The organism is Rhizobium sp. SEMIA 4085 (assembly GCF_013004495.1).
GTDB classification, from domain to species: domain Bacteria; phylum Pseudomonadota; class Alphaproteobacteria; order Rhizobiales; family Rhizobiaceae; genus Rhizobium; species Rhizobium gallicum.
This window is the reverse complement of record NZ_JABEPH010000047.1, coordinates 1-23419: the sequence shown is the minus strand read 5'-3', so window position 1 is coordinate 23419 and position 23419 is coordinate 1. Positions and strand designations below refer to the sequence as shown.

The window sequence follows — 23419 nt, the reverse complement described above, 5'->3', positions numbered from 1 at the left end:
GCCGAACTCTATAGCCTCGACATCGTTGCCGAAAATGTCGAGGACACCGAGAGCAATGTTACGCGCTTCGTCGTGCTCTCGCGCGACGAGGAATGGGCAAACCGCAGTTCCGAGGAAGAAAAGATCGTCACGACCTTCGTCTTCAACGTCCGCAACATTCCGGCCGCGCTCTATAAGGCTCTCGGTGGTTTCGCGACGAACAACATCAACATGACGAAGCTCGAAAGCTATCAGCTGGGTGGCAAATTCGTAGCGACGCAGTTTTACGCCGATATCGAAGGCCATCCGAACGATGCCCATGTCCGCCGGGCTTTGGAAGAGTTGCGGTTCTTTTCAGAAAATGTCCGCATTCTCGGGGTCTACAGGGGCCACCCGATGCGCGGCCAACTGCACAAGTGACGGAGGGCGCCGACGGCGCCCTCCTGCTCATTCATTTGTCGGGTTCGCAGACGCGCAACCGGTGGCCGTCCGGATCGAGCGCGACAAAGGTCGGGCCGAAATCGAGATCGGTCAGCTCCTGAGCAATCGGCAGACCGCGCTTTCGCCAATCCTCGTATTGCTTGGCAACGGCATTTTCGCCAGCCACCATGAAGGCGACCTCGCCGCGATTGCCGATCGCGGAAGGTTGCGGCTCGACCGTGCTGCGTCGCCACAGGCCGAGCGTGAAGCCGCCGTCGAGCGGGAACGCGACGAAATTCGGTGCGGCAACCCCGGGTTCGCGGCCGAGCAGATCCTTGTAAAAGATCGCACTTTCGGCAGGATCCTTGACGTAAAGAATGATGAGGTTCGGGCTGGTCATATCGGTGTCTCTCGTATCTGGAAGAGGTGGTGCAGGTTTAGCGCTTGCCGGCGACTAACGACGGCAAGCGCGAAAGCCGCCGCTGGTGCGGCGGCGCTACGTCGATGAGACGGTCCAGTGAATTCAGTTGCTCTCGTGGTGTGGGTGGTTCCAGTCTAAGAACCCGATATCGCGCTTCATATAGTCGGACATCGCATCGAGATCGAGCTGAGGATAGCGGCTCCGCACCATCTTGCGCGATGCGTTCAGCATCATTCGCAGCATCAGAGATTGGGGGTATCTCGCTTGCGTGGTCGTGTCCTCGACAGCGCGATTTCCGCATGTGGATCGGGTGAGGTTCAAGCTCGTCATCATCGGTCCTCCAGTTTGGGATTGTCCCGATAATAGCGCTGCCCACTGTCAGTTTATGGCAGTAGCGTCGAGGCTAAGACGAAATTTCCTGCTGGTCCCGCCACTCCTTGAGAAGCACTGCGCGGCGGCGCGGATAGCGTACGTCTTGGGGTCTCATTTCGACGATCCGGTCGGTGCGGAAATGGCGGTAATCCTGCCGCAGTTCGCACCACGCCACCACGACGCGGACCTGCTCGAAGTAGCTGAGCGCAAAGGGCCAGATATTGCGAACGGAAACGGTTCCGCTTTCGTCGGAATAGGTCAGCTTGAGGATCCGTTCGCTGCGGATCGCCTTGCGAATGGCGTCAAGATCCGCCTTGTCGGCAACGGGCGGACGCAGGTGAACGAGAAGCGTCGAGGTCTCGATTTCATCGCGCATTTCGTGTGGCAGGACATCGGCAATCTTGGCCAGTGCATCGGCCCCGGCAGCAGCAAGACGCGGATCGGCGGCGCGGGCGACCCAGCGCGAACCTAGGACCAATGCCTCGATCTCGTCCTGCGAAAACATCATCGGCGGCAGCATGAAGCCGGGCTTCAAGACGTAGCCGATGCCGGGTTCGCCCTCGATCAGAGCCCCCTGTCCCTGGAGGCTGGCGATATCGCGATAGAGCGTGCGGATGCTGACACCTGTTTCCGTAGCCAGGACGGCACCGCTCACCGGCCGTCGGTAGCGCCGCAACGTCTGAAGCAGGGTCAGAAGGCGTTCCGAGCGCGCCATCACATCAGCCTATTGCTTTTTCCACTCCACCCAATCGCGCATCAGGCGGTGCGCGATAGCGCCTTTGGGCGGCGAAGCCTGGCCGTTGGCGCCGGGGCGTTCGAGCATTTCAAGTGTTTCCTCGCGGGTGAACCAGCGGCAATCTTCCAGTTCCGATTCGTCGCGGTGGACCTCTGTTGACTTCGCCTCGGCATAGCAGCCGATCATCAGCGTATGCGGCATCGGCCAGGGCTGCGACGCGTGATAGCGAATCCGGCCGGTCTTGATACCGGATTCCTCCAGCGTCTCGCGGCGCACGGCATTTTCGATCGTTTCGCCGGGCTCGACGAAGCCGGCGAGGCAGGAATACATGCCCGGCGTAAAATGGTGGCTGCGGCCGAGCAGGCAAAGGTCGCGCTGTTCATCGATCGTCAGCATGATGACCACCGGGTCGGTGCGCGGGAAGATCATGTGTTCGCAGGCCGTGCACACCCGCTTGTAGCCGCCGATACGCATCTCCATCGTGCTACCGCAGCGGCCGCAGAAGCGGTTGTCGCCGTTCCAGCGGATGAGGCTTGCGGCCTGGGCGAATTCGCCAAGCAGAACGTCATCGACGAGCTGGTCGCGGTAGAGGGTCCGGCCGTCGGCGGGCTTGTAGTGGCTTTCAAGCTCCTCGGCCGGAATGCCGACTGGAACGGCAAGCCGCGGTTCGCCCGTCTTGCGGTAACCGAGCAGGATCGTCTCGTCCCAATGTGGCTGCAGTTCCTGTAGTTCGTAGCGGGCAAACAGCGGATCGAGCACTTGTCCATCATGCTTCAGGACAAGCTTGTCCTTGGCGAAGGCGAAGATATGCGTGCCGTCCTTCGCGAGTGCATTTTCGACGGCCTGCTCGTCGCGATGTTCGGAATCGCGGTTGAGGTCGTTTGCGGCAAAGGCGGTGAGATTGCTGGGCTCCGGATGTGGGACATCCGAATCGAAAAGCGATCGGTTCATGATGAAAGGGCTTCCCGCAACTTCGCTATGAATTCATCTCTCTTGCCCGCTTCGTAGGGCTCGGCCTTACCGAAGCTCCAGACGGGGCCTGGCCAGTTGGCATCGCCTTCGAAGCGGGCAATGACATGAACATGAAGCTGACGGACGATATTGCCAAGGGCCCCGATGTTGATTTTTGTGGCACCGGTGATCTTCTTCAGCGCAGCCGCGGTCATTTCCGTTTCGAAGGTGAGAAGCACCTGATCGAGCGGCGTGAGTTCGAAGATCTCCGTCATGTTGGCCCTGCGTGGCACCAGGATCAGCCAGGGCCAGCGGGCGTCCTTCGATAATCGGAGATCACACAGACCCGTCTGCATGACGCTGTCGCTATCGCTCTCCAGCCGACGGTCGAGAATGAAATCGTCCAACAGGCATTCCTCCATATTTTTCCTATGATTAGCAGTTTTTTTTGAGCTTGGCTTGCTTTTGATGGCGATATTGCCGATATGTGCATCCGGGAGGTTGGTGGTGGACGAGCCACTCGCCAACCGGGTCAGGTCCGGAAGGAAGCAGCCCTAACGAGCCCGGCACGGGTCATCGTGCCAGCCTCCCACCCTTCTCTCTTCCAAATGCCCGGCGTTCCGGGCGATAAGCAGGGCGATGAGCGAAACCGAGCGACAGTCACAAGATGCCGCCTCGACGGGCACCGGGTACCGGGTGCTGGCACGCAAATACCGCCCCAAGGATTTCACGGATCTCATGGTCGGCCAGGAGCCGATGGTCCGCACGCTGACCAACGCTTTCGAGACCGGCCGCATTGCGCAGGCCTACATGCTGACCGGCGTCCGTGGCGTGGGCAAGACGACGACAGCCCGTATTCTGGCGCGCGCGCTGAATTACAAGACGCCCGAGATCGACAAGCCGACGATCGATCTGCGCGTGCCGGGCGAGCATTGCCAGGCGATCATGGAAGGCCGCCATGTCGACGTGATCGAAATGGACGCCGCCTCCCATACCGGTATCGACGATATCCGTGAAATCATCGAGCAGGTACGCTATCGGCCGGTGTCTGCGCGCTACAAGGTTTATATCATCGATGAAGTACACATGCTTTCGACGCAGGCCTTCAACGGCTTGCTGAAGACGCTCGAAGAGCCGCCGGAGCACGTGAAGTTCATTTTTGCGACCACCGAAATCCGCAAGGTTCCGATTACCGTTCTCTCGCGCTGCCAGCGCTTCGACCTCCGCCGCATCAGCGCGGCAGATCTCGTCGCCTTGTTTACAACCATCGCAGCGAAGGAAGGCATCGATGCGGAGCCGGATGCGCTGGCGATGATCGCGCGCGCCGCCGAAGGCTCGGCACGTGACGGCCTTTCGCTGCTTGACCAGGCAATCGCCCATGGTAGCGGTGTAGTCCAGGCGGAAGCGGTGCGCGGCATGCTGGGCCTTGCCGATCGTGCTCGCATCGTCGATCTCTTCGAGCATGTTGCCAGAGGCGATGTCGCCGCAGCGCTTGCCGAATTTCAGGCGCAGTACGAGGCGGGCGCAAATCCCGTCGTCGTTTTGACCGACCTTGCCGATTTCACCCATCTCGTTACCCGGCTGAAATATGTGCCGGACGCTGCTAATGACCCGTCGCTCAGCGAAGTCGAGCGAACCAGGGCTTCTGAGTTCGCTCAAGGGATTGCGGTAACGACGCTGTCGCGGATCTGGCAGATGTTGTTGAAGGGCATTCCGGAAACCGAAAGCTCTTCGCGCACGGCCGGTGCGGCGGAAATGGTGCTGATACGGCTGGCACATGCAGCGCATCTGCCGTCGCCCGAAGATGCCGCGCGTCGCCTTGCCGAACTCTCCGAAAACGGCAGCGGTTCGCGTCCTTCGCCCACGACGTCGGGTAACGGTAGCGGCAATGGTGTCCGTGTACCATATCAGTCGGCGGTAGCCGTACGCGCGACGGAGAGCACGCCGAGGCCGCAGCCTTCAGGGGGACCGGCCATGTTGCGTGCCGTACCCGATCCCGATCCGCAGCTGATGAGCACGGCAGGCCGCATCGAGACGAAGCCAGCGGAAGCGCCCAAGCCGCTCGTTCATGTCAATTCGATCGCCGATATCGTTAATCTCGCTGCGGAAAAGCGCGATCCGAAGCTGAAAGCACTCGTGCGCAATTTCGTGCGGCCGGTGAAGATCGAGACAGGCCGTCTCGATGTTAACCTTACCGACGGGGCGCCGGCGACACTGCTCAACGAGCTTGCCGTCAAGTTGAAGGAATGGACCGGCATACACTGGATCGTCAGCCTCAGCCGCGAGGCCGGCGACCCGACGATGGTCGAGGCAGAAGCCAAGGCCAAGGAGCAGCAGGTGAGCGACGCCCGGCAGGATCCGGATGTGGCGGCAATCCTGGCGCAGTTCCCCGGCGCAAAGATCATCGACGTGCGGGTAAGGGCACCCGAACCGGAGGAGGAAGGCGAGGTAAAACCGCCTGCAGTCGCCGAATCCGAGGAGGGTGACATTCTGCCCGGCGACGACATAGAATTCTGAAGTTGAAGAAGGAACCAGACGATGCGCGACCTCATGGGCATGATGGGCAAAGTCAAGGAAATGCAGGCCAAGATGGAGCAGATGCAGGCGGAAATAGCCGAGCTCCAGGCTGAAGGAAAGGCGGGCGGCGGTCTCGTGACCGTTGTCATGAACGGCAAGGGCGAACTGAAGAGCCTGAAGATCGACCCGTCGCTCTTCAAGGAAGACGATGTCGAGATCCTCGAGGATCTGATCGTCGCCGCCCACAAGGATGCCAAGGACAAGGCGGAAGCCGCTGCAGCCGAAAAGACGAAGGCGCTGACCGCCGGCCTGCCAATCCCGCCCGGCTTCAAGATGCCGTTCTGAGCTTTGCAGCGATCTACGCGGGAAGAGAGCGCCGATGACGCTGACCAGTCTCCTTGTTTTTGCCGGCGCTCTCTTCATGGCCGCCGGCTCGCCGGGGCCGAGCGTTGCGGCGCTTGTCGCGCGCGTATTGTCGAAGGGCACCCGTGATGTTTTGCCATTCCTCGCCGCCATGTGGATTGGCGAAGCGATCTGGCTGACCTGTGCGGTGGCTGGCCTTGCCGCCGTTGCCGAAACCTTCCATTTGGCCTTTGTCGCCATCAAGTGGCTCGGTGTCTGCTATCTGCTCTATCTCGCCTGGAAGATGTGGTTCGCCTCGCAAGATCAGAACGAGGAAAAGCTGCCTGAAGCGCAATCCGCTGCAAAGCTCTTCTTTGCGGGCATGACGGTGACGCTCGGCAATCCTAAGATCATGATGTTCTACGTCGCCCTGCTGCCTTCGATCATCGATATCCAGTCGGTGTCCATTGTTGGCTGGACAGAACTCGTCGCGACCATGTTCGTTGTCCTGATTCTGATCGACGTCAGCTGGGCACTGCTTGCCTCAAAAGCCCGCGGCTTCCTGAAAAGCCGCCGTGCGATCAGGATCGCAAACCGTGCCAGCGCCGGAACCATGGCCGGTGCCGCCGTCGCGATCGCGATGCGCTGAGTCACGTCTGTGCGAAAATTCCGAACATCGCCTTCGTCAACGAGTAGCGGACTGTCGAATCCGGTCAGTCGCAACAGGTCGCGACCAACGGCTTTGACGGTTCGCCGCGCAGCACGAGCGATGTCGTGGCCGCGCCGTGCCGCGCAATGGGTCGACGACGGTTTCAAGATCCAACGGCGAGAGCTTGAAGCAGTCCTCTCCCGTCAGCCGCAGCATCTCGTGCGTGGTTGGCAGCCTGATGAGCGCCGTCATTGCAAGTCCGAGAGCTGGGCTTCCAGAAGGTGGCGCAGCTTGTAGTGGATGGGCGCGGCGAGATACCGCGCACGGTCCTCGGCGGAAAGCAGCTTGCCGAATGTTGCGAGCATCTCGGGCATCGTCACCTTCTGGCCTCCGTAAGGCACGTATTCGACGGGCATTCCGGCCTCCGCCACCCCACCGGTGATAACCCGGCAATAGATGCCGGGGCGGCAGGCCTTGGTGTAGCGCTTCACGAATTTCGGATCTGCCATCTTTGCGGCGAAAGTCGCGCACGGGATACGCGCCGACGTCGCCTCGAGAACGAGCTCGCCCGTTATCAAGCGATCGCCAACTGAAACTACGCGGTTGTCGAGGCCGTCGATCACAAGATTTTCGCCGAACGTGCCGGGCTCGATCGGGCGCCCGAGCTCTCCCGCCCACCAGTCGAGTGTCAGCGATCCTTCGAGATAAACGGCCTGATCGACACCGCCGTGATGCTTGCGGTTGCAAATGGCGTCGCCGACGAGACCTTCGGAGTCGATGATCACAGCGCCGTTGACGGCATGCTTGTAGATACCCGTCTTGTATTTCTTGCCGGGCAGCCGCTCGGGATTGGCGGTGCAGACGGCACGTATTTTCATCATATGGTCGGTTCTTTCCGCGATTCCGTTTTGGCAACATATGGGCTAAGAACGGCACATGACAAAGCGAGTCACCGGCCCCGAAATCGAAAAACTCATCCAGCTTCTGGCGAAGGTGCCGGGCCTCGGGCCTCGCTCGGCCCGGCGCGCGGCGCTGCACCTGATCAAGAAGAAGGACCAACTGCTCGGCCCGTTGTCGACCGCGATGGGTGAGGCCTATGACAAGGTGAAGGTCTGCTCGCGCTGCGGCAATGTCGATACCGTCGATCCCTGCACTGTATGCACCGACGAGCGCCGCGACCACTCCGTCATCATCGTTGTCGAGGATGTTTCCGACCTCTGGGCATTGGAACGCGCCGCAGCGATGAACGCAGCATATCATGTACTCGGCGGCACGCTTTCGCCGCTCGATGGCATCGGGCCGGATGACCTGAACATTCGCGGGCTGATCGATCGCATCGGGGAAGGCGGCATTCGCGAACTCATCATCGCCGTTAACGCGACTGTCGAGGGCCAGACCACAGCGCACTATATAACGGACCAGCTGACGGGATTGGACGTGAAGATCACGCGGTTGGCGCATGGCGTGCCGGTCGGCGGTGAACTCGACTACCTCGACGAAGGCACACTGGCTGCCGCCTTGAGGGCAAGGACTGCGATCTGAGGAGGCAAAATGCGAGACGACACCCCCCTCTACCACTTTGTGACATCCCCGCTACGGAGGGGGAGATCAGATGGAGCTCGGCGAGGGCGCTTCCTGCCGATCTTCCCCATTGTCGGAGAGACGCCCAGTCGGGGGGAGCGGGGCAGCATTTGCCGTTGGGCCATTGCTTTGGTATGTTTTTTCGCTCTCCTCCCTCTTCCTGCGCTTGCCCAGAACAGGCCGGCGGTGGAAAGACAATTCCAGCAATGGATCATCAGCGATCTTGGCCCTGATGCGAAGAAGGCCGGCATTTCAGAAAAGACGCTGCAGGCCGCATTCAAGGGTATCGCACTCAACTGGAGTCTTCCCGATCTTGCACCTCCCGGATTCCCGCCGGCGAAAGAGCGCAAGCAGACGCAGGCGGAGTTTTCCTCGCCCGGTCCGTATTTCAACGAGGACCGGCTGAAGAAGCTGGCGGCAACCGGACGCGGTTTTGCCTCGCAATATGCCTCGACGCTGAAGCGCATCGAAAAGACCTATGGCGTGCCGGGCGCGATCGTACTGGCGATCTGGGGCCGGGAGACGGGTTTCGGCGCGGCGAAGATCCCGAATTCGGCGATCGAGGTTTTGGCGACCAAGGCCTTCATGTCGACTCGCAAGGAAATGTTCCGGGCCGAGCTGATCGCGGCGCTTCACATTCTCGATGTCGGTGACGTGACACCGGCCGGCTTCAGGAGCTCGTGGGCGGGAGCGCTCGGCCAGCCGCAATTCATGCCGACCAGCTATCTGAAATATGCGGTCGACTTCGATGAGGACGGGCACCGCAATATCTGGACGTCCGTACCGGATACACTGGCATCCATAGCCAACTATCTCGTTAAGAAAGGCTGGCAGCGAAATCGTGACTGGGGCTTCGAGGTGACGATCCCGGCGGCGGTTTCCTGTGCACAGGAGGGACCGGATATCGCACAGCCGCTTTCGCACTGGGCTTCGCTTGGCATCAATCGCAAGTCCGGCAAGGGCTTTCCATCCGGCGAAATGAAGGCTGCGGGTATGATGCTTGTGCCGGCTGGCCGGGATGGGCCGGAATTCATCGTCACGCCGAACTTCTACATCATCAAGGAATACAACAACTCCGATCTCTACGCGCTCTATATCGGCAACCTCGCCGACCGGATCGCTTATGGCTCCGGCGCCTTTCAAGGTGCTTGGGGCGATGTCGGCAAAATGCTGCGATCCGATGTGGCGGCAATGCAAAAAGCACTGGAACGCCAAGGCTACGACGTCGGCGGATCGGACGGCTTGCCGGGCTACAAGACCCGCCGTTCGATCGGACAGTGGCAGGAAAAAAATGGAATGCAACCGACCTGTTTTCCCGACGCATCGATGAAGGGCAAGCTGAAGTAACCGTCCTATAGGCTACGCTTCAGACCTTCGTGGCTCGCAGTAAAGCCGAGCTTTTCATAGAAGCGGATGGAATCCGCCCGGGATTTGTCCGAGGTGAGCTGCACGAGCTTGCAGCCGCGCGCACGGCATGTCTCTACCGCCCATTCGATGAATTCAGTCCCCAGTCCGGTGCCGCGCGCTTCCCTTGCAATCCTTACGCTCTCGATCTGCCCGCGCCACGTGCCGGTGCGCGACAGTCCGGGAATGAATGAGAGCTGCAAACAGCCTACGACGTGATGCTTTTGATCCACGGCAACCGCCAGCAGTTGGTTTTTATCCGCGTCGATTGCGGCAAAGGCTGTCTGGTAGCGCCCATCGACGGGATTGGCGACGACCTCTCTGCCTTGGCCGATATCGTCGTCGGCAAGCAGCCGGATGATGTCGATAAGGTCGCTTTCGCGGGCTTTTCGGAATGTGTGGATCATCGCATTGCCTCAGTGGTGAAGATCGATCGGCGCCTTGTGGAACACATCGTCGGATGGCGGGATGGTCTGGCGCTCAATCATGCGGTGAACATGCGGCGCTGCCGTGCCGCGGTGGAGGGCGCGCAGGCGATCGGCGTTTTCCGCATCGGCCTGCGTGCGGCGCTGGTTGTGGCGGATGTACTCCACCCAGGTCGGCGTGTGATAGGTTTCGGTCCAGGTACCGGGATTTTCGAGGTCGCGCATCAGTGCCCAGTTGCGTGCGCCGTCGCGGATGCGGATGCGCCGCCGTTCACCCATCAGCGTCAGGAATTCGGGCAGGTCGCTATCGCCGATCTGATAATCGACCTGAATGACGATCGGCCCGCTGCGGGGCGTGATGTCGAGCCCAAGCGCGGGCTCGATGAAGCGGTTGAGCGGGTCGAGATTAAGCGAGGCAAAGGCCGGCATCGAGAAGCGAAAGCCGATAACGATACCGATCAGCATCACCGCGGCTGAGCCATAAAGCGCATTCGAAACGCCGAAGCGATCGGCGGCCACACCCCAAAGCCAGCTGCCGCCAGCAATGCCGCCGAAGGTGACCGTCTGATAAAGCGACAGCGCCCGGCCGACGACCCAGCGCGGCGTCGAAAGCTGTACGATCGTGTTGAACAGCGAAAGCGCGAGTACCCAGCACGCGCCGGAAACGAGCAGTCCCGCCGAGGTGAGCACGGCAAGCGGGCTCGACGCGGCAATCACCATGCTGATGGCAAAACCGGCAAAGGCGTAGCGGATGATGGTCTCGCTGCTGAACATCTCGCGCAGCCGCGCATTGAGCGCCCCGCCGCCGATTGCGCCGATGCCGAAGGAGCCGAGCATGAAGCCGTAGGTCAGTGGCCCGCCGGCGACGAGATCGATTGCGACAATCGGCAGAAGCGCGAGCACCGAGCTCGCGCCCACGCCGAAGATCAAGCCGCGGATAAGTACCTTTTCAAGGTTGGGCGACATCGAGACATATCGAAGACCGGCGGAGATCGCACTCCCGAGGCTTTCCCGCGGAAGGCTGGAAGCGGGCAGCGATGGCTTCCAGCGCGTGAGTGCATAGATGAGCGCAAAATAGCTGACCGTATTCACCATAAAGGCAGCGGCGGCACCCGCCGTCGCGACAATGACGCCGCCGATGGCGGGGCCGACGCTGCGGGTCATGTTGAAGCCCATACTGTTCAGCGTCACCGCGTTCGGCAGGTCTGCACGCGGCACCATATCGCCGACGGAGGCCTGCCAGGAGGGGTTGTTGAGCGCCGTGCCGCAGCCGATCAGGAAGGTGAAGAACAGGAGCAGCCAGGGCGTGATCCAGCCGAGCAGGGCACAGGCGGTGAGGATCGTCGAGACTGCAAGCATGAGGAATTGCGCCGTCAGCATCACCTGTCGCCGGTCGAAATTGTCGGCGAGCGCGCCCGAGATGAGCGAGAACAGCATTATGGGAAGTGCTGTCGAGGTCTGGACCAGCGCCACCATGTCCTCGGAAGCGGTGAGGGTCGTCATCATCCACGCTGCCCCTACCGCCTGGATCAACCCGCCGAAATTCGAGGCGAGGCTTGCGAACCAGATTGTGCGGTAGGTTTCATGCTTCAGCGGCGCCAGCGTTGATGAATTGGATGGCACGATTCCTCCCGCTTGCTAAATTTCCCTCGGCTCCAATATATGATGAAGCTCGACCGTGGCTAGGCGCGATTGCGCCTCCGCGGCGCATTTGAGCCCAGAGCTTGCAATTTCCTAAAAACAGGCCTATATGCCACTCAAATTCTTGATCGTGCGATGAAGAGTGGGCCGCAAGGACCCGCTCTTTTTTATTAGCGCGATCGTCTAAATGCATGAAAATTGCGAGGAGCGCATCGCTTGTCGGATCCGACGAACGCAGACAATGAACTTGAGCCACGGTTGATTACCGAAACCGGGCTGGACCAGCGCCTTGCCGACATCATCGAACCCGTGCTCGTCGGCATGGGCTTCCGCCTGACCCGCGTGCGCATGCTCAACCAGAACGGCGCTACGCTGCAGATCATGGCAGAGCGCAACAATGGCACAATGAGCGTCGAAGACTGCGAAGAGGTCTCGATGGCCATTTCTCCGGTTCTTGATGTGGAAGATCCGATCGATCGGGAGTATCATCTGGAGGTGTCTTCGCCCGGTATCGACCGTCCTATGGTGCGGAAATCCGATTTCACCCGTTGGCAAGGGCACCTTGTGAAGTGCGAAACGTCGATCATGATCGGCAACCGCAAGCGCTTTCGCGGAAAGATCATCGAAGCGGACGCGGATGGTTTCACGCTCGAACGTGACCAGGTTGCCGATGGCGAAGAGCAGAAGGTCACCATTCCCTTCACGGCGCTTAGCGATGCGAAGCTCATTCTGACCGACGATCTGATTCGCGATGCGCTGCGCGCCGATAAGGCCGCGAAAGCGCAGGCAGCGAACCAGAACGAGGCGGGCGACGAAGAATAACCGATCAACTACGGCTCCAGGGACGGGAACCCGCAAGGCCAAGACGGAGAGATAAGACAATGGCAGTTAGTGCGAACCGGCTCGAACTTCTGCAGATCGCAGATGCAGTGGCGCGCGAAAAGGTCATCGACCGTGAAATCGTGCTTGCCGCGATGGCGGATGCGATCCAGAAGGCGGCGCGCTCCCGTTACGGCACGGAATCGAACATCCGCGCCGATATCAATCCGAAGACCGGCGAAATTCGCCTGCAGCGCCTGCTCGAAGTCGTCGACAAGGCAGAAGACTACTCCACGCAGATCCCGTTGGAGCTGGCCCGCGACCGCAACCCCGACGCAGCGCTTGGCGACTTCATCGCCGATCCGCTGCCGCCGATGGATTTCGGCCGTATTGCCGCCCAGTCGGCCAAGCAGGTCATCGTCCAGAAGGTTCGCGAAGCCGAGCGTGACCGGCAGTTCGACGAATTCAAGGATCGCGTCGGCGAAATTGTCAACGGTACCGTCAAGCGCGTCGAATATGGCAACGTCATCGTCGATCTCGGCCGTGGCGAAGGTATCATCCGCCGTGACGAAATGATCCCGCGCGAGAACGTCCGTTACGGCGACCGCGTTCGCGCATATGTCTATGACGTCCGCCGCGAACAGCGCGGTCCGCAGATTTTCCTGTCGCGTACGCATCCGCAGTTCATGGTCAAGCTCTTCACCATGGAAGTGCCGGAAATCTACGACGGCATCATCCAGGTCCGCTCGGTCGCCCGCGACCCGGGTTCGCGTGCCAAGATCGCTGTCATCTCGAACGATAGCTCGATCGATCCGGTCGGTGCCTGCGTCGGTATGCGCGGTTCGCGCGTCCAGGCCGTCGTTGGCGAGCTTCAGGGCGAAAAGATCGACATCATTCCCTGGTCGCAGGATCCGGCGACCTTCGTCGTCAACGCGTTGCAGCCGGCTGAAGTCGCCAAGGTCGTTCTCGATGAAGATGCAGAACGCATTGAAGTCGTGGTTCCCGACGAGCAGCTTTCGCTGGCGATCGGCCGTCGTGGTCAAAACGTGCGCCTCGCCTCGCAGCTGACCGGCTGGGATATCGACATCATGACGGAAGCCGAAGAATCCGAGCGCCGTCAGAAGGAATTCAACGAACGCACCAACCTCTTCATGGATGCGCTCGACGTTGACGAAATGGTCGGCCAGGTTCTGGCTTCCGAAGGCTTTGCCGCCGTTGAAGAACTCGCCTACGTCGACCTCGACGAAATTTCGTCGATCGACGGGTTCGATGAAGAGACGGCGCAGGAAATCCAGCAGCGTGCTCGCGAATATCTCGAGAAGCTCGAAGCGGAGATGGACGAGAAGCGCAAGGCGCTCGGCGTTTCCGACGAACTGCGTCAGATCGACGGTATGACCGCCCAGATGATGGTTGCGCTTGGCGAAGACGGCATCAAGACGCTGGAAGATTTCGCGGGCTGCGCGGCGGACGATCTCGTCGGCTGGACAGAGCGCAAGAACGGCGAAACCAAGAAATTCGAAGGCCTCTTCTCGAAGTTCGACGTTTCACGTGTCGAGGCCGAGCAGATGGTCGTCCAGGCACGCCTTGCTGCCGGCTGGATTACCGAGGAGGATCTTGCGAAGGGCGCTGAAGTTGTCGAGGCCGACGCTGCCGAGCAGGAAGCATAATGATCGCGGAGGTGCACGCTTTCCCTGAGGATGATGATCTTGCAGGTTATGACGTGAACAGCCGCATGTGCATCGTGACGCGTGAAAGCGGATCGCCGGATGAGTTGATCCGCTTCGTTGCAGCGCCCGACGGGACGGTGATCGCCGATCTGAAGCGTCAGCTTCCGGGACGCGGCTGCTGGGTCAAGCTAGATCGCGCGTTGGTCGACAAGGCGGTGGCGAAGAAGTCTTTCGCCCGCGCATTGAAGGCGGACGTGAAGGCAGCAGCCGATCTCGGTGAAACCGTCGACCGGCTGCTCGCACAGCAGCTGATGCAGATGATGAACATGGCGCGCAAGGCGGGCCAGTTCGTCAGCGGCTCCTCGAAAGTGGATGCCGCAGTCAGAAGTGGAGCAGCACTCGCCGTGTTCCATTCGACGGATGCGGCCGGCGATGGCGTGAGAAAAATCGACCAGGCTCGCAAGGCCTGGCACCTCGGAATGGAAACCGAGGAGAAAATACCTTCCTTCCGGCTCTTCTCGGAGAGCGAAATGGAAGGCGTGATGGGCCAGAATGCTTTTATCCATGCCGCAGTGCTTGCAGGGCAGGCAGGTGAGGGTGTAGTGAAGCGCGCAAAGATGCTCGAACAGTACCGCAGTGGCGGTCAATCCCGGGCACCAGGCGGCGCTGGCCAGCAAAAACAATGATGCGGCGACCGGCACCGGCCGGCCCATCATTGATCGAAAAGTATTTGAACGATAGGGTTTGATGACGTCATCGCTCCCTGTCCGAAGGAACGGGAACGAATGACAGATAGCAATGACGACAAGACGCTTGGAGCAAAGAAGACGCTTACCCTGAAGCCATCGGGGATAAGCCAAGGCACCGTGCGCCAGGATATGGGCCGTGGCCGCACCAAGGCGGTCGTTGTCGAGACGCGCAAGCGGCGCCCGATGCGCCCCGAAGACGATCGCCCGACCACGCCGGCTCCAGCGCCCCGCGCGGCAGAACCCGCTCCGGCGGCAACGCAGGCGCCTGCACCTCGCATCCAACAGCCGGGCGGCCAGCCGCCGCGTGCCCAGCAACCGGCTTCGCAGGCTCCTCGCCAGCAGGACCGCCCGCGTCCGGTCGTCCTGAACCATCTTTCGCCTGAGGAAATGGACGCCAGACGGCGCGCGCTAGCGCTGGCCCAGGTCCGTGATGCAGAAGATGCAGTCCGCCGGGCTGAAGAAGAAAAGCGCCGTGCAGCCGAAGAAGCCGTCCGCCGCGAAGCGGAAGCAGCCGAAGCAGCCCGACGTGCAGCCGAAGAGGCCGCCCGTCCTTCTGCACCGGTCGAGGAGGCTCCTGCGCCTCAAGCAGTTGAGGTCCAGGCGGAGGCTCCGGCCCCGGCGCCGCCGGCCGTGCGCCGTCCCGAGACTCCGGCGCCGACTTCTGCACGTCCGGCTCCGGCTGGGGTTGCTCCCGCAGTCCGTGGCCGCCGTCCGGAAGGCGAGGAGGAAGAGCGCGGATCTCCTCGTGGGGCTCCTGCCCGTGGCAGGGTCGTTCGTCCGGAACCGGCAAAGCCGGTGACGACGCGTCCGAAGACGGAAGAGGAGCGCCGCCGCGGCAAGCTGACGATCACGACGGCAAATGTCGATGACGACGGCAATGCGCGCGGCCGTTCGCTTTCCGCTATGCGTCGCCGCCAGGAGAAGTTCCGCCGCAGCCAGATGCAGGAAACGCGCGAGAAGATTTCCCGCGAAGTCATTCTGCCGGAAACCATCACCATTCAGGAACTGTCGCAGCGCATGTCCGAACGCGCCGTCGACGTCATCAAGTTCCTGATGAAGGAAGGCCAGATGATGAAGCCAGGCGACGTTATCGACGCTGATCTGGCAGAACTCATCGCTGGCGAATTCGGTCACACCGTCAAGCGTGTTTCTGAATCCGACGTCGAACTCGGCATCTTCAATGTCACGGATGAAGGCGGCGAACAGGTCTCGCGTCCGCCGGTCGTCACCATCATGGGTCACGTCGATCACGGCAAAACCTCGCTGCTCGACGCCATCCGCCATGCGAACGTGGTTGCCGGCGAAGCCGGCGGCATTACGCAGCATATCGGCGCTTATCAGGTGGAACAGAACGGTCAGAAGATCACCTTCATCGACACCCCCGGCCACGCCGCCTTTACGGCAATGCGTGCACGTGGTGCCCAGGCGACTGATATTGCCGTTCTCGTCGTCGCTGCCGACGATAGCGTGATGCCGCAGACGATCGAATCGATCAACCATGCCAAGGCGGCAGGCGTTCCGATCATCGTTGCGATCAACAAGGTCGACAAGCCGACGGCCAATGCCCAGAAGGTTCGCACCGAACTTCTGCAGCACGAGGTCTTCGTCGAGTCCATGGGCGGTGAGGTTCTCGACGTCGAGGTTTCGGCGAAGAACGGCACCAACCTCGACAAGCTGCTCGAGGCGATCCTGCTGCAGTCGGAAATCCTAGATCTGAAGGCCAACCCGGACCGCACCGCGGAAGGCACAGTCATCGAAGCTCAGCTTGATCGCGGTCGCGGTTCGGTTGCGACGGTCCTCGTTCAGAAAGGCACGCTGCGTCCCGGCCAGATTATCGTCGCTGGTGATGTCTGGGGCCGTGTGCGCGCCCTCGTCGATGACAAGGGCAACCATGTCAAGGAAGCGGGCCCGGCCACTCCGGTCGAGGTTCTGGGTCTCTCAGGCACACCGCAGGCGGGCGACAAGTTCGCCGTTGTCGAAAACGAAGCTCGCGCCCGCGAGATTTCCGAGTACCGTCAGCGGCTTGCCCGCGACAAGGCTGCTGCCCGCCATTCGGGCCAGCGCGGCTCGCTGGAACAGATGATGAGCCAGCTTCAGACGGCTGGCGTCAAGGAGTTCCCGCTGGTCGTCAAGGGCGACGTGCAGGGCTCGATCGAGGCGATCGCCGGTGCGCTCGACAAGCTGGGAACCGACGAAGTTCGCGCTCGCATCGTGCATTCTGCGGCTGGTGGCATCACTGAGTCGGATATCTCCCTTGCGGAAGCGTCCGGTGCTGCAATCATCGGCTTCAACGTTCGTGCGAATGCGCAGGCGCGTACGCTCGCAGAGCGTCAGGGCATAGAAATCCGGTACTACAACATCATCTACGATCTCGTGGATGACGTTAAGGCAGCGATGTCCGGCTTGCTCTCTCCGGAGCGGCGCGAAACCTTCCTCGGCAATGCCGAGATCCTCGAGGTGTTCAACATCACGAAGGTCGGAAAGGTCGCGGGTTGCCGCGTTACCGAAGGCAAGGTCGAGCGTGGCGTCGGCGTCCGCCTTATCCGCGACAACGTCGTCATCCACGAAGGCAAGCTCAAGACACTCAAGCGCTTCAAGGATGAAGTCTCGGAAGTGCATTCCGGCCAGGAATGCGGTATGGCCTTCGAGAATTACGAAGACATCCGCGCGGGCGACACGATCGAATGCTTCCGCGTCGAGCACATCACCCGCACGCTCTGACGGCGCGAGACTGGTATTTTCGACGGGCGCCGGATCATCAGAGGCCGGCGCCCGAACCTTTTTTGGCAGAGAATAATGGCAACAAAACCCACATCCTCGGCACCTTCGCAACGCATGCTACGCGTCGGCGAACAAGTGCGTGCCGCGATCACGCAGGTCCTCCAGCGTGGCGAAGTGCGCGATGACGTGATCGAAAAGACCGTCATTTCGATCTCTGAAGTCCGCATGTCTCCGGACCTGAAGATCGCGACAGCCTACGTGACGCCGCTTGGCATTTCCGATCACGGCGCAGTCATCGATGCGCTGAACCGCAACGCAAAATACATCCGCGGCCGTCTCGGCCCACAGCTTCGGCAGATGAAATACATGCCGGAGGTCCGTTTCCGCGACGATACGAGCTTCGACAACTACAAGAAGATCGATGAATTGCTGCGCTCGCCCGAAGTCCAGCGCGACCTCGACGGCGACACTGAAGAACAATAGCAGAAGAAGCGAATGTCCAAACCACGCAAACCCAAAGGCCGCCCGGTTTCCGGCTGGCTGATCCTCGACAAGCCCATTGATTTCGGTTCGACGGAGGCGGTCTCCAAGATCAAGTGGCTCTTCAAGGCGCAGAAATGCGGTCATGCCGGCACCCTCGACCCGCTGGCGTCTGGAATGCTGCCGATTGCGCTGGGCGATGCGACGAAGACTGTTCCCTATGTCATGGACGGCCGCAAGATATACGAATTCAAAGTGACCTGGGGGGAGGAGCGCGCAACCGACGACCTCGAAGGCGAGGTGACTCGGAGTTCCAACCAGCGCCCCACAGAGGAGCAGATCCGCAATCTGCTTCCGAAATACACCGGTGTCATCAGCCAGGTGCCGCCGCAGTTTTCCGCGATCAAGATCGCCGGCGAGCGCGCATATGACCTGGCGCGCGACGGCGAGACCGTCGAGATTCCTTCCCGTGAAGTCGAGATTTTCCGCCTGACGCTGCTTGCATGCCCGGATGAGAATACCGCGCATTTCGAAGTCGAGTGCGGCAAGGGCACGTATGTACGCGCGCTAGCTCGCGATTTCGGCCGCGAGCTCGGCTGCTACGGCCATATCTCCGGGCTACGCCGGACCTTCGTGGCACCTTTTGGCGAAGACAGTATGGTGCCGCTCGCAAGCCTCGTCGCGCTTGAGACACTTGAAGACATGGACGAGCGTCTTGCCGCGCTCGACGCCCTGCTGATCGATACCAGCGAAGCCTTGTCCTCGCTGCCACACCTTGCCGTCAACGACGATCAGGCACATCGCCTGAGGATGGGCAATCCCATCTTGGTGCGTGGCCGTGATGCACCCGTTGCCGAAAGCGAAGCCTATGCGACGGCACGCGGAAAGCTCATCGCGATCGGCGAGATCGGTCAGGGAGAGTTCCGCCCGAAGCGCGTCTTCGTTTAAGTCGCAATGCGTCTTTCCGGCGCCGGAGCGACGGCTCATCCCCTTGAGCTATGTTTTTCCTCCTTGCGGCTATGAAAACCACCCAGCTTGAGGAGCAGGTCATGCGCGCAGTTGCGTCGCAGTCGCGTTGTTCTTTTCGGCCGCTCTCGCGGCCGCAAGCGCCCGGTCGGCCGAGCGCTGAGCGGAGTTGCCCGCCTTCCCTCCCATGCCGCCGGCGAAGACGAGCGGCATGGCGCCAGTAAACGACATCAAGATGTATTACGCCGAGTAGGGTGCGGGCGATCCGATCTTGTTCATCCTTGAGGGCCTCGGCAGTGCCGATGTCCGGGGCCGTCAGGCCGAGGATCTTGCCAAAGACCATCTTGTGATAGTCGCCGACAGCCGCGGGCACGGACGCTCGACGCGCAGCGGGCTCATCATCCGGAAGGATGCCAGCCATTTTGCGATGCTGCAGGATCCCGAAGGGTACGATGCGATGATCCGCGACGCGATGGCGGGAAAGTGATAAATCCGCCATCTGGTGCGGGCCCCTTTCCATCGCGCCTCATTTGGTTTATAGGCAGCGCCAGCATCAGGCAGGACCTGAGTGCATTCGCGGCCGAAGCTGGACGACATCCCGGCTTTTGGCGACCTAATCTCCTCTCATAGAAAGGAACATCCGATGTCGATTACAGCTGAGCGCAAGACGGCTCTCATCAAGGAATACGCAACGTTCGAAGGCGACACCGGTTCTCCGGAAGTTCAGGTTGCGATCCTGACCGAGCGTATCAACAACCTGACGGAACACTTCAAGGGTCACAAGAAGGATAACCATTCCCGCCGTGGCCTGCTGACGATGGTTTCGAGCCGCCGCTCGCTTCTTGACTATCTCAAGAAGAAGAACGAGGGCCGCTACACCAAGCTGATCACCAGCCTGGGTATTCGCCGCTAATGATTTCCGGCGGGCGTTCCTTATGGACGCCCGCCGGATGTTTTTGAAGGGCCGATGGCCCCCATGAAATTCTGCCGCCGCGCCCTATCTTCGCGTGGAGGAAATACGGCGGACCCGGATGGGCCGGTTCTGCCAAACCAACCGTTGACCTGTCATGGGGCAGGATTGCCGGATGCTTTCGGCCAAAGTCTTTCAAGGAGGGCTTTGGTCCGGTTTCTCAGGAAGCTGGGGATGAAAAGCCTCCCGTTGTCTTGCCCATGATACGTCACACCAATTGCGGTCGACTGTGCGCTGCGCTTTCCGCGACGGCGCGCGCTCCCGCATCGAAGGACAAGACATATGTTCGATACCCATACCGTGGAAATCGAGTGGGCTGGCCGCCCGCTGAAGCTCGAAACTGGCAAGATCGCCCGTCAGGCTGATGGTGCCGTTCTCGCGACTTACGGCGAAACCGTGGTTCTTGCCACCGTCGTTTCCGCCAAGGCGCCGAAGCCAGGCCAGGACTTCTTTCCGCTCACCGTCAACTACCAGGAAAAGACCTACGCGGCCGGCAAGATCCCCGGCGGCTATTTCAAGCGCGAAGGCCGTCCGAGCGAAAACGAAACCCTCGTTTCCCGCCTGATCGACCGCCCGATCCGTCCGCTCTTCCCTGAAGGCTACAAGAACGACACGCAGGTCGTCGTCACTGTCATCCAGCATGACCTGGAGAACAACCCGGACATCCTATCGATGATCGCGACCTCGGCTGCCCTGACGCTCTCCGGCATTCCCTTTATGGGTCCGGTCGGCGGCGCGCGCGTCGGATATATCAATGGCGAATACGTCCTGAACCCGCATCTCGACGAAATGGACGAATCGAGCCTCGATCTCGTCGTCGCCGGCACGCATGACGCCGTCCTGATGGTCGAATCTGAAGCCAAGGAGCTTCCGGAAGACGTCATGCTCGGCGCCGTCATGTTCGGCCACAAGGGCTTCCAGCCGGTTCTCGAAGCGATCATCAAGCTCGCTGAAGTTGCCGCCAAGGAGCCTCGCGATTTTGCACCGGAAGACTATTCCACTCTCGAAAGCGAAATGCTTGGCCTTGCAGAAGCCGAACTTCGCGAAGCCTACAAGATCACCCAGAAGGCTGATCGCTACGCCGCTGTCGATGCGGTCAAGGCGAAGGTGAAGGAACACTTCCTGCCGGCAGAAGGCGAAGCCGAATATACGGCCGAAGAGGTCGGCGCGATTTTCAAGCACCTGCAGGCAAAGATCGTTCGCTGGAACATTCTCGACACCAAGAGCCGCATCGACGGCCGCGATCTCGCGACTGTTCGCCCGATCGTCGCCGAAGTCGGCCTGCTTCCGCGCACGCACGGTTCGGCTCTTTTCACCCGCGGTGAAACGCAGGCGATCGTCGTTGCCACGCTCGGAACCGGCGAAGATGAGCAGTACGTCGATTCCTTGACGGGTATGTACAAGGAAAACTTCATGCTGCACTACAACTTCCCGCCCTACTCGGTCGGTGAAACGGGCCGCATGGGTTCCCCGGGCCGCCGCGAGATCGGCCATGGCAAGCTTGCATGGCGCGCCATCCACCCGATGCTGCCGTCGGTTGAGCAGTTCCCCTATACGCTCCGCGTCGTCTCGGAAATCACCGAGTCCAATGGTTCCTCCTCGATGGCAACCGTCTGCGGTACGTCGCTGGCGCTGATGGATGCAGGCGTTCCGCTCGCAAAGCCGGTCGCCGGTATCGCCATGGGCCTGATCAAGGAGGACGAGCGCTTCGCCGTTCTTTCCGACATTCTCGGCGATGAAGACCATCTCGGCGACATGGACTTCAAGGTTGCCGGCACGGAGGCAGGCATCACCTCGCTGCAGATGGACATCAAGATCCACGGCATCACCGAAGAGATCATGCAGATCGCTTTGGATCAGGCGAAGGGTGGCCGTCTGCACATCCTCGGCGAGATGGCGAAAGCCATTTCCGAAAGCCGCGGCCAGCTCGGCGAATTCGCTCCGCGCATCGAAGTCATGAACATCCCGGTCGACAAGATCCGTGAAGTCATCGGCTCCGGCGGCAAGGTCATTCGCGAAATCGTCGAAAAGACGGGCGCGAAGATCAACATCGAAGACGACGGCACCGTCAAGATCGCATCGTCGTCCGGCAAGGAAATAGAAGCGGCCCGCAAGTGGATCCACTCGATCGTCGCCGAGCCGGAGATTGGCCAGATCTACGAAGGCACGGTCGTCAAGACCGCTGACTTCGGCGCTTTCGTCAATTTCTTCGGCGCCCGTGATGGTCTCGTCCATATTTCGCAACTGGCTTCCGAGCGCGTTGCCAAGACGCAGGACGTCGTCAAGGAAGGTCAGAAGGTCTGGGTCAAGCTCCTCGGCTTCGATGAGCGCGGCAAGGTCCGCCTGTCGATGAAGGTCGTCGACCAGACGACTGGCCAGGAACTCCCGGCTGCCGAAAAGAAGAAGGAGGAGGCGGCTGAGTAAGTCGCGCCTTTCCAACCGTTCATGGGCGCGGGATATTTCTCGCGCCCTTTTTGTATGAAGTCGAGAAGAGATCATGAGCCGCGAAACGCTGAAGACCCTGCTGCATCCCTTTGCGAGCGGTACCATTGATCCGCCGGGCGAGGATTCGCGCGTGCTGTTCCTGGGTGCGGAAGCAGGCTTTTTGCTACCGGAGGGCTTTGCCGCATCCCTCAGCGCCGTACAGGGCTTCCGGCCGCTCTACAGGCAGCTTCTGTCGCAGCGCATCGAAGCATCGCCTGAGATCGAGGGCGAAGATTATGATGTGGCGCTCGTGCTTTGCACGAAGCACAAAGGCGAGAACGAAGCGAATATCGCTGCAGCACTTTCCCGCTTGAAGGTCGGTGGCTTGATCGTCGTTGCCGGTGGCAAGGAAGACGGCATCCAGCCGCTGCGCAAGCATCTGGAAGGCTTCGGCCTCGATATCAAGCACATGCCGAAATATCACGGTGTTGCATTCTGGTTTACGCGGCCGAAGGACGTCAGCGAAGCTGTTTCGAAATTCGCCAAGTCACCGGTGCGCGTCGACGGACGCTTCAATGCTTCAGCCGGCATGTTCTCGCATGACCGCATCGATGACGGCTCGGAGTTGCTCGCCTCGCGCCTTCCGACAAATTTCACCGGCGACGCAGCCGATTTCGGCGCAGGCTGGGGCTATCTCTCGGTCGAGCTTGCGGAGAAATCGCCGAACCTCGAGCGCCTCGACCTCTACGAGGCCAACTACGCGGCTTTGGAGGCCGCCAAGGCCAATCTGGCGCAGAACTGCCCGAATGCACCGGCACGCTTCTTCTGGCACGATCTGGCGGCCGAACCGGTCAAGGACAAGTACGATCTGATCGTCATGAACCCGCCCTTTCATGAAGGACACGCGGCGGAGCCTTCGCTCGGCCAAGCAATGATCAAGACGGCTGCATCGGCGCTACGCGGTGGCGGCCGTCTGATGCTCGTCGCCAATCGCGGTTTGCCCTACGAGTCGGTGCTTGCTGTAAATTTCAAGGAAAGCGGCGAAACCTGCCGAAACGCGCGTTTCAAAGTGCTGTGGGCAAAGAAATAAGAAAGACGGCCAGTCCGCCACCCCACAACCTGAAACTCCTGCGGCGACTGGCGGAACAGGACCGCCGGCCGATTGCGCGATGAGCACCGCTATAC

The 23419-nt window shown here is 60.7% G+C and carries 23 protein-coding genes, 1 other RNA gene and 2 pseudogenes; 17 read left to right on the top strand and 9 right to left on the bottom strand.

The window, feature by feature from the left end; translation table 11 throughout:
• A partial coding sequence (locus tag C9413_RS07520; RefSeq protein ID WP_281408622.1) for a prephenate dehydratase domain-containing protein occupies positions 1-399 on the top strand: 399 nt, incomplete at its 5' end.
• A 31-nt stretch (positions 400-430) separates the two neighbouring features.
• Here C9413_RS07520 and C9413_RS07515 read toward each other — a convergent pair.
• From C9413_RS07515 to C9413_RS07495, 5 genes are all read right to left on the bottom strand, one after another.
• Positions 431-799, bottom strand: coding sequence for a VOC family protein (locus tag C9413_RS07515; RefSeq protein ID WP_022713217.1), 369 nt, complete (start codon positions 797-799; stop codon positions 431-433).
• Between the two features lie 123 nt (positions 800-922).
• On the bottom strand, positions 923-1153 hold the full coding sequence (locus C9413_RS07510) for a hypothetical protein (protein ID WP_039843494.1): 231 nt from the start codon (positions 1151-1153) through the stop codon (positions 923-925).
• A gap of 70 nt (positions 1154-1223) precedes the next feature.
• Positions 1224-1907 (bottom strand): YafY family protein, encoded by a 684-nt coding sequence (locus C9413_RS07505; RefSeq protein ID WP_039843495.1) that lies wholly within the window; start codon positions 1905-1907, stop codon positions 1224-1226.
• Positions 1908-1916: 9 nt separating this feature from the next.
• Complete coding sequence (gene nudC / locus C9413_RS07500; RefSeq protein WP_039843496.1) at positions 1917-2879, bottom strand: NAD(+) diphosphatase; 963 nt, start codon at positions 2877-2879, stop codon at positions 1917-1919.
• Positions 2876-3286 carry an HIT family protein gene (locus tag C9413_RS07495; protein WP_028739367.1) on the bottom strand — a complete coding sequence of 137 codons (411 nt, stop codon included), beginning with the start codon at positions 3284-3286 and terminating at the stop codon, positions 2876-2878. The genes nudC and C9413_RS07495 overlap by 4 nt, the downstream gene beginning before the upstream one ends.
• Positions 3287-3375: 89 nt before the next feature.
• Here C9413_RS07495 and ffs point away from each other — a divergent pair.
• From ffs to C9413_RS07475, 4 genes are all read left to right on the top strand, one after another.
• Positions 3376-3472: signal recognition particle sRNA small type (ffs, locus tag C9413_RS07490), an RNA gene on the top strand.
• A 46-nt stretch (positions 3473-3518) separates the two neighbouring features.
• Positions 3519-5396, top strand: a complete 1878-nt coding sequence (locus C9413_RS07485; RefSeq protein WP_039843497.1) for a DNA polymerase III subunit gamma/tau — start codon at positions 3519-3521, stop codon at positions 5394-5396.
• Between the two features lie 21 nt (positions 5397-5417).
• Entirely contained in the window at positions 5418-5741 is a 324-nt protein-coding gene (locus C9413_RS07480) for a YbaB/EbfC family nucleoid-associated protein (RefSeq protein WP_039843498.1), read from the top strand.
• A gap of 34 nt (positions 5742-5775) precedes the next feature.
• Positions 5776-6387 (top strand): LysE family translocator, encoded by a 612-nt coding sequence (locus tag C9413_RS07475; RefSeq protein WP_039843499.1) that lies wholly within the window; start codon positions 5776-5778, stop codon positions 6385-6387.
• Between the two features lie 64 nt (positions 6388-6451).
• Here C9413_RS07475 and C9413_RS33130 read toward each other — a convergent pair.
• Together C9413_RS33130 and C9413_RS07470 are read right to left on the bottom strand one after the other, a co-directional pair.
• A pseudogene (locus C9413_RS33130) lies at positions 6452-6654 on the bottom strand (Lrp/AsnC family transcriptional regulator); the annotation flags it as partial.
• Positions 6636-7265, bottom strand: coding sequence for an MOSC domain-containing protein (locus tag C9413_RS07470; protein ID WP_039846561.1), 630 nt, complete (start codon positions 7263-7265; stop codon positions 6636-6638). The pseudogene C9413_RS33130 and the gene C9413_RS07470, both read right to left, overlap by 19 nt.
• A 58-nt stretch (positions 7266-7323) precedes the next feature.
• Here C9413_RS07470 and recR point away from each other — a divergent pair, with 58 nt between their 5' ends.
• Together recR and C9413_RS07460 are read left to right on the top strand one after the other, a co-directional pair.
• Positions 7324-7929 carry a recombination mediator RecR gene (gene recR, locus C9413_RS07465; RefSeq protein ID WP_039843500.1) on the top strand — a complete coding sequence of 202 codons (606 nt, stop codon included), beginning with the start codon at positions 7324-7326 and terminating at the stop codon, positions 7927-7929.
• A gap of 9 nt (positions 7930-7938) precedes the next feature.
• Entirely contained in the window at positions 7939-9315 is a 1377-nt protein-coding gene (locus C9413_RS07460) for a lytic murein transglycosylase (RefSeq protein ID WP_082046475.1), read from the top strand.
• A gap of 5 nt (positions 9316-9320) precedes the next feature.
• Here the strand turns inward: C9413_RS07460 and C9413_RS07455 are convergent, their stop codons facing one another.
• Positions 9321-9776, bottom strand: a complete 456-nt coding sequence (locus C9413_RS07455) for a GNAT family N-acetyltransferase (RefSeq protein WP_039846563.1) — start codon at positions 9774-9776, stop codon at positions 9321-9323.
• Between the two features lie 12 nt (positions 9777-9788).
• The gene (locus C9413_RS07450; RefSeq protein ID WP_039843501.1) at positions 9789-11420 is read right to left on the bottom strand and encodes an MFS transporter; all 1632 of its coding nucleotides are present in this window, start codon (positions 11418-11420) and stop codon (positions 9789-9791) included.
• 234 nt (positions 11421-11654) lie between these two features.
• Here C9413_RS07450 and rimP point away from each other — a divergent pair, with 234 nt between their 5' ends.
• The 10 genes and pseudogenes from rimP to C9413_RS07400 all read left to right on the top strand — a co-directional run bounded on the left by rimP (position 11655) and on the right by C9413_RS07400 (position 23324).
• Positions 11655-12260 (top strand): ribosome maturation factor RimP, encoded by a 606-nt coding sequence (rimP, locus tag C9413_RS07445; protein ID WP_039843502.1) that lies wholly within the window; start codon positions 11655-11657, stop codon positions 12258-12260.
• Positions 12261-12319: 59 nt separating this feature from the next.
• The gene (nusA, locus tag C9413_RS07440; protein ID WP_039843503.1) at positions 12320-13924 is read left to right on the top strand and encodes a transcription termination factor NusA; all 1605 of its coding nucleotides are present in this window, start codon (positions 12320-12322) and stop codon (positions 13922-13924) included.
• On the top strand, positions 13924-14610 hold the full coding sequence (locus C9413_RS07435) for an RNA-binding protein (RefSeq protein ID WP_039843504.1): 687 nt from the start codon (positions 13924-13926) through the stop codon (positions 14608-14610). The genes nusA and C9413_RS07435 overlap by 1 nt, the downstream gene beginning before the upstream one ends.
• A 99-nt stretch (positions 14611-14709) precedes the next feature.
• A complete protein-coding gene (gene infB, locus C9413_RS07430; protein WP_039843505.1) occupies positions 14710-17394 on the top strand; it encodes a translation initiation factor IF-2 in 2685 nt (894 codons plus the stop codon).
• A gap of 75 nt (positions 17395-17469) precedes the next feature.
• Positions 17470-17877: a 30S ribosome-binding factor RbfA gene (gene rbfA, locus C9413_RS07425; protein WP_039843506.1), complete on the top strand. Its 408-nt coding sequence runs from the start codon at positions 17470-17472 to the stop codon at positions 17875-17877.
• A 12-nt stretch (positions 17878-17889) separates the two neighbouring features.
• Entirely contained in the window at positions 17890-18822 is a 933-nt protein-coding gene (gene truB, locus C9413_RS07420) for a tRNA pseudouridine(55) synthase TruB (protein WP_039843507.1), read from the top strand.
• A 127-nt stretch (positions 18823-18949) separates the two neighbouring features.
• Positions 18950-19318, top strand: a pseudogene (locus C9413_RS07415) (hypothetical protein); the annotation flags it as partial.
• Positions 19319-19483: 165 nt separating this feature from the next.
• Positions 19484-19753, top strand: a complete 270-nt coding sequence (rpsO, locus tag C9413_RS07410) for a 30S ribosomal protein S15 (RefSeq protein ID WP_026283114.1) — start codon at positions 19484-19486, stop codon at positions 19751-19753.
• A 339-nt stretch (positions 19754-20092) separates the two neighbouring features.
• On the top strand, positions 20093-22234 hold the full coding sequence (gene pnp, locus C9413_RS07405) for a polyribonucleotide nucleotidyltransferase (RefSeq protein ID WP_039843509.1): 2142 nt from the start codon (positions 20093-20095) through the stop codon (positions 22232-22234).
• A 73-nt stretch (positions 22235-22307) separates the two neighbouring features.
• Positions 22308-23324, top strand: a complete 1017-nt coding sequence (locus C9413_RS07400; RefSeq protein WP_039843510.1) for a class I SAM-dependent methyltransferase — start codon at positions 22308-22310, stop codon at positions 23322-23324.
• Positions 23325-23419: the final 95 nt, after the last annotated feature.

Coding starts and splice junctions, on each gene's coding strand:
- C9413_RS07515 (WP_022713217.1), bottom strand. CDS start 799: ATGACCAGCCCGAACCTCATCATTCTTTACGTCAAGGATCCTGCCGAA.
- C9413_RS07510 (WP_039843494.1), bottom strand. CDS start 1,153: ATGATGACGAGCTTGAACCTCACCCGATCCACATGCGGAAATCGCGCT.
- C9413_RS07505 (WP_039843495.1), bottom strand. CDS start 1,907: ATGGCGCGCTCGGAACGCCTTCTGACCCTGCTTCAGACGTTGCGGCGC.
- nudC (WP_039843496.1), bottom strand. CDS start 2,879: ATGAACCGATCGCTTTTCGATTCGGATGTCCCACATCCGGAGCCCAGC.
- C9413_RS07485 (WP_039843497.1), top strand. CDS start 3,519: ATGAGCGAAACCGAGCGACAGTCACAAGATGCCGCCTCGACGGGCACC.
- C9413_RS07480 (WP_039843498.1), top strand. CDS start 5,418: ATGCGCGACCTCATGGGCATGATGGGCAAAGTCAAGGAAATGCAGGCC.
- C9413_RS07475 (WP_039843499.1), top strand. CDS start 5,776: ATGACGCTGACCAGTCTCCTTGTTTTTGCCGGCGCTCTCTTCATGGCC.
- C9413_RS07470 (WP_039846561.1), bottom strand. CDS start 7,265: ATGAAAATACGTGCCGTCTGCACCGCCAATCCCGAGCGGCTGCCCGGC.
- recR (WP_039843500.1), top strand. CDS start 7,324: ATGACAAAGCGAGTCACCGGCCCCGAAATCGAAAAACTCATCCAGCTT.
- C9413_RS07460 (WP_082046475.1), top strand. CDS start 7,939: ATGCGAGACGACACCCCCCTCTACCACTTTGTGACATCCCCGCTACGG.
- nusA (WP_039843503.1), top strand. CDS start 12,320: ATGGCAGTTAGTGCGAACCGGCTCGAACTTCTGCAGATCGCAGATGCA.
- C9413_RS07435 (WP_039843504.1), top strand. CDS start 13,924: ATGATCGCGGAGGTGCACGCTTTCCCTGAGGATGATGATCTTGCAGGT.
- infB (WP_039843505.1), top strand. CDS start 14,710: ATGACAGATAGCAATGACGACAAGACGCTTGGAGCAAAGAAGACGCTT.
- rbfA (WP_039843506.1), top strand. CDS start 17,470: ATGGCAACAAAACCCACATCCTCGGCACCTTCGCAACGCATGCTACGC.
- truB (WP_039843507.1), top strand. CDS start 17,890: ATGTCCAAACCACGCAAACCCAAAGGCCGCCCGGTTTCCGGCTGGCTG.
- rpsO (WP_026283114.1), top strand. CDS start 19,484: ATGTCGATTACAGCTGAGCGCAAGACGGCTCTCATCAAGGAATACGCA.
- pnp (WP_039843509.1), top strand. CDS start 20,093: ATGTTCGATACCCATACCGTGGAAATCGAGTGGGCTGGCCGCCCGCTG.
- C9413_RS07400 (WP_039843510.1), top strand. CDS start 22,308: ATGAGCCGCGAAACGCTGAAGACCCTGCTGCATCCCTTTGCGAGCGGT.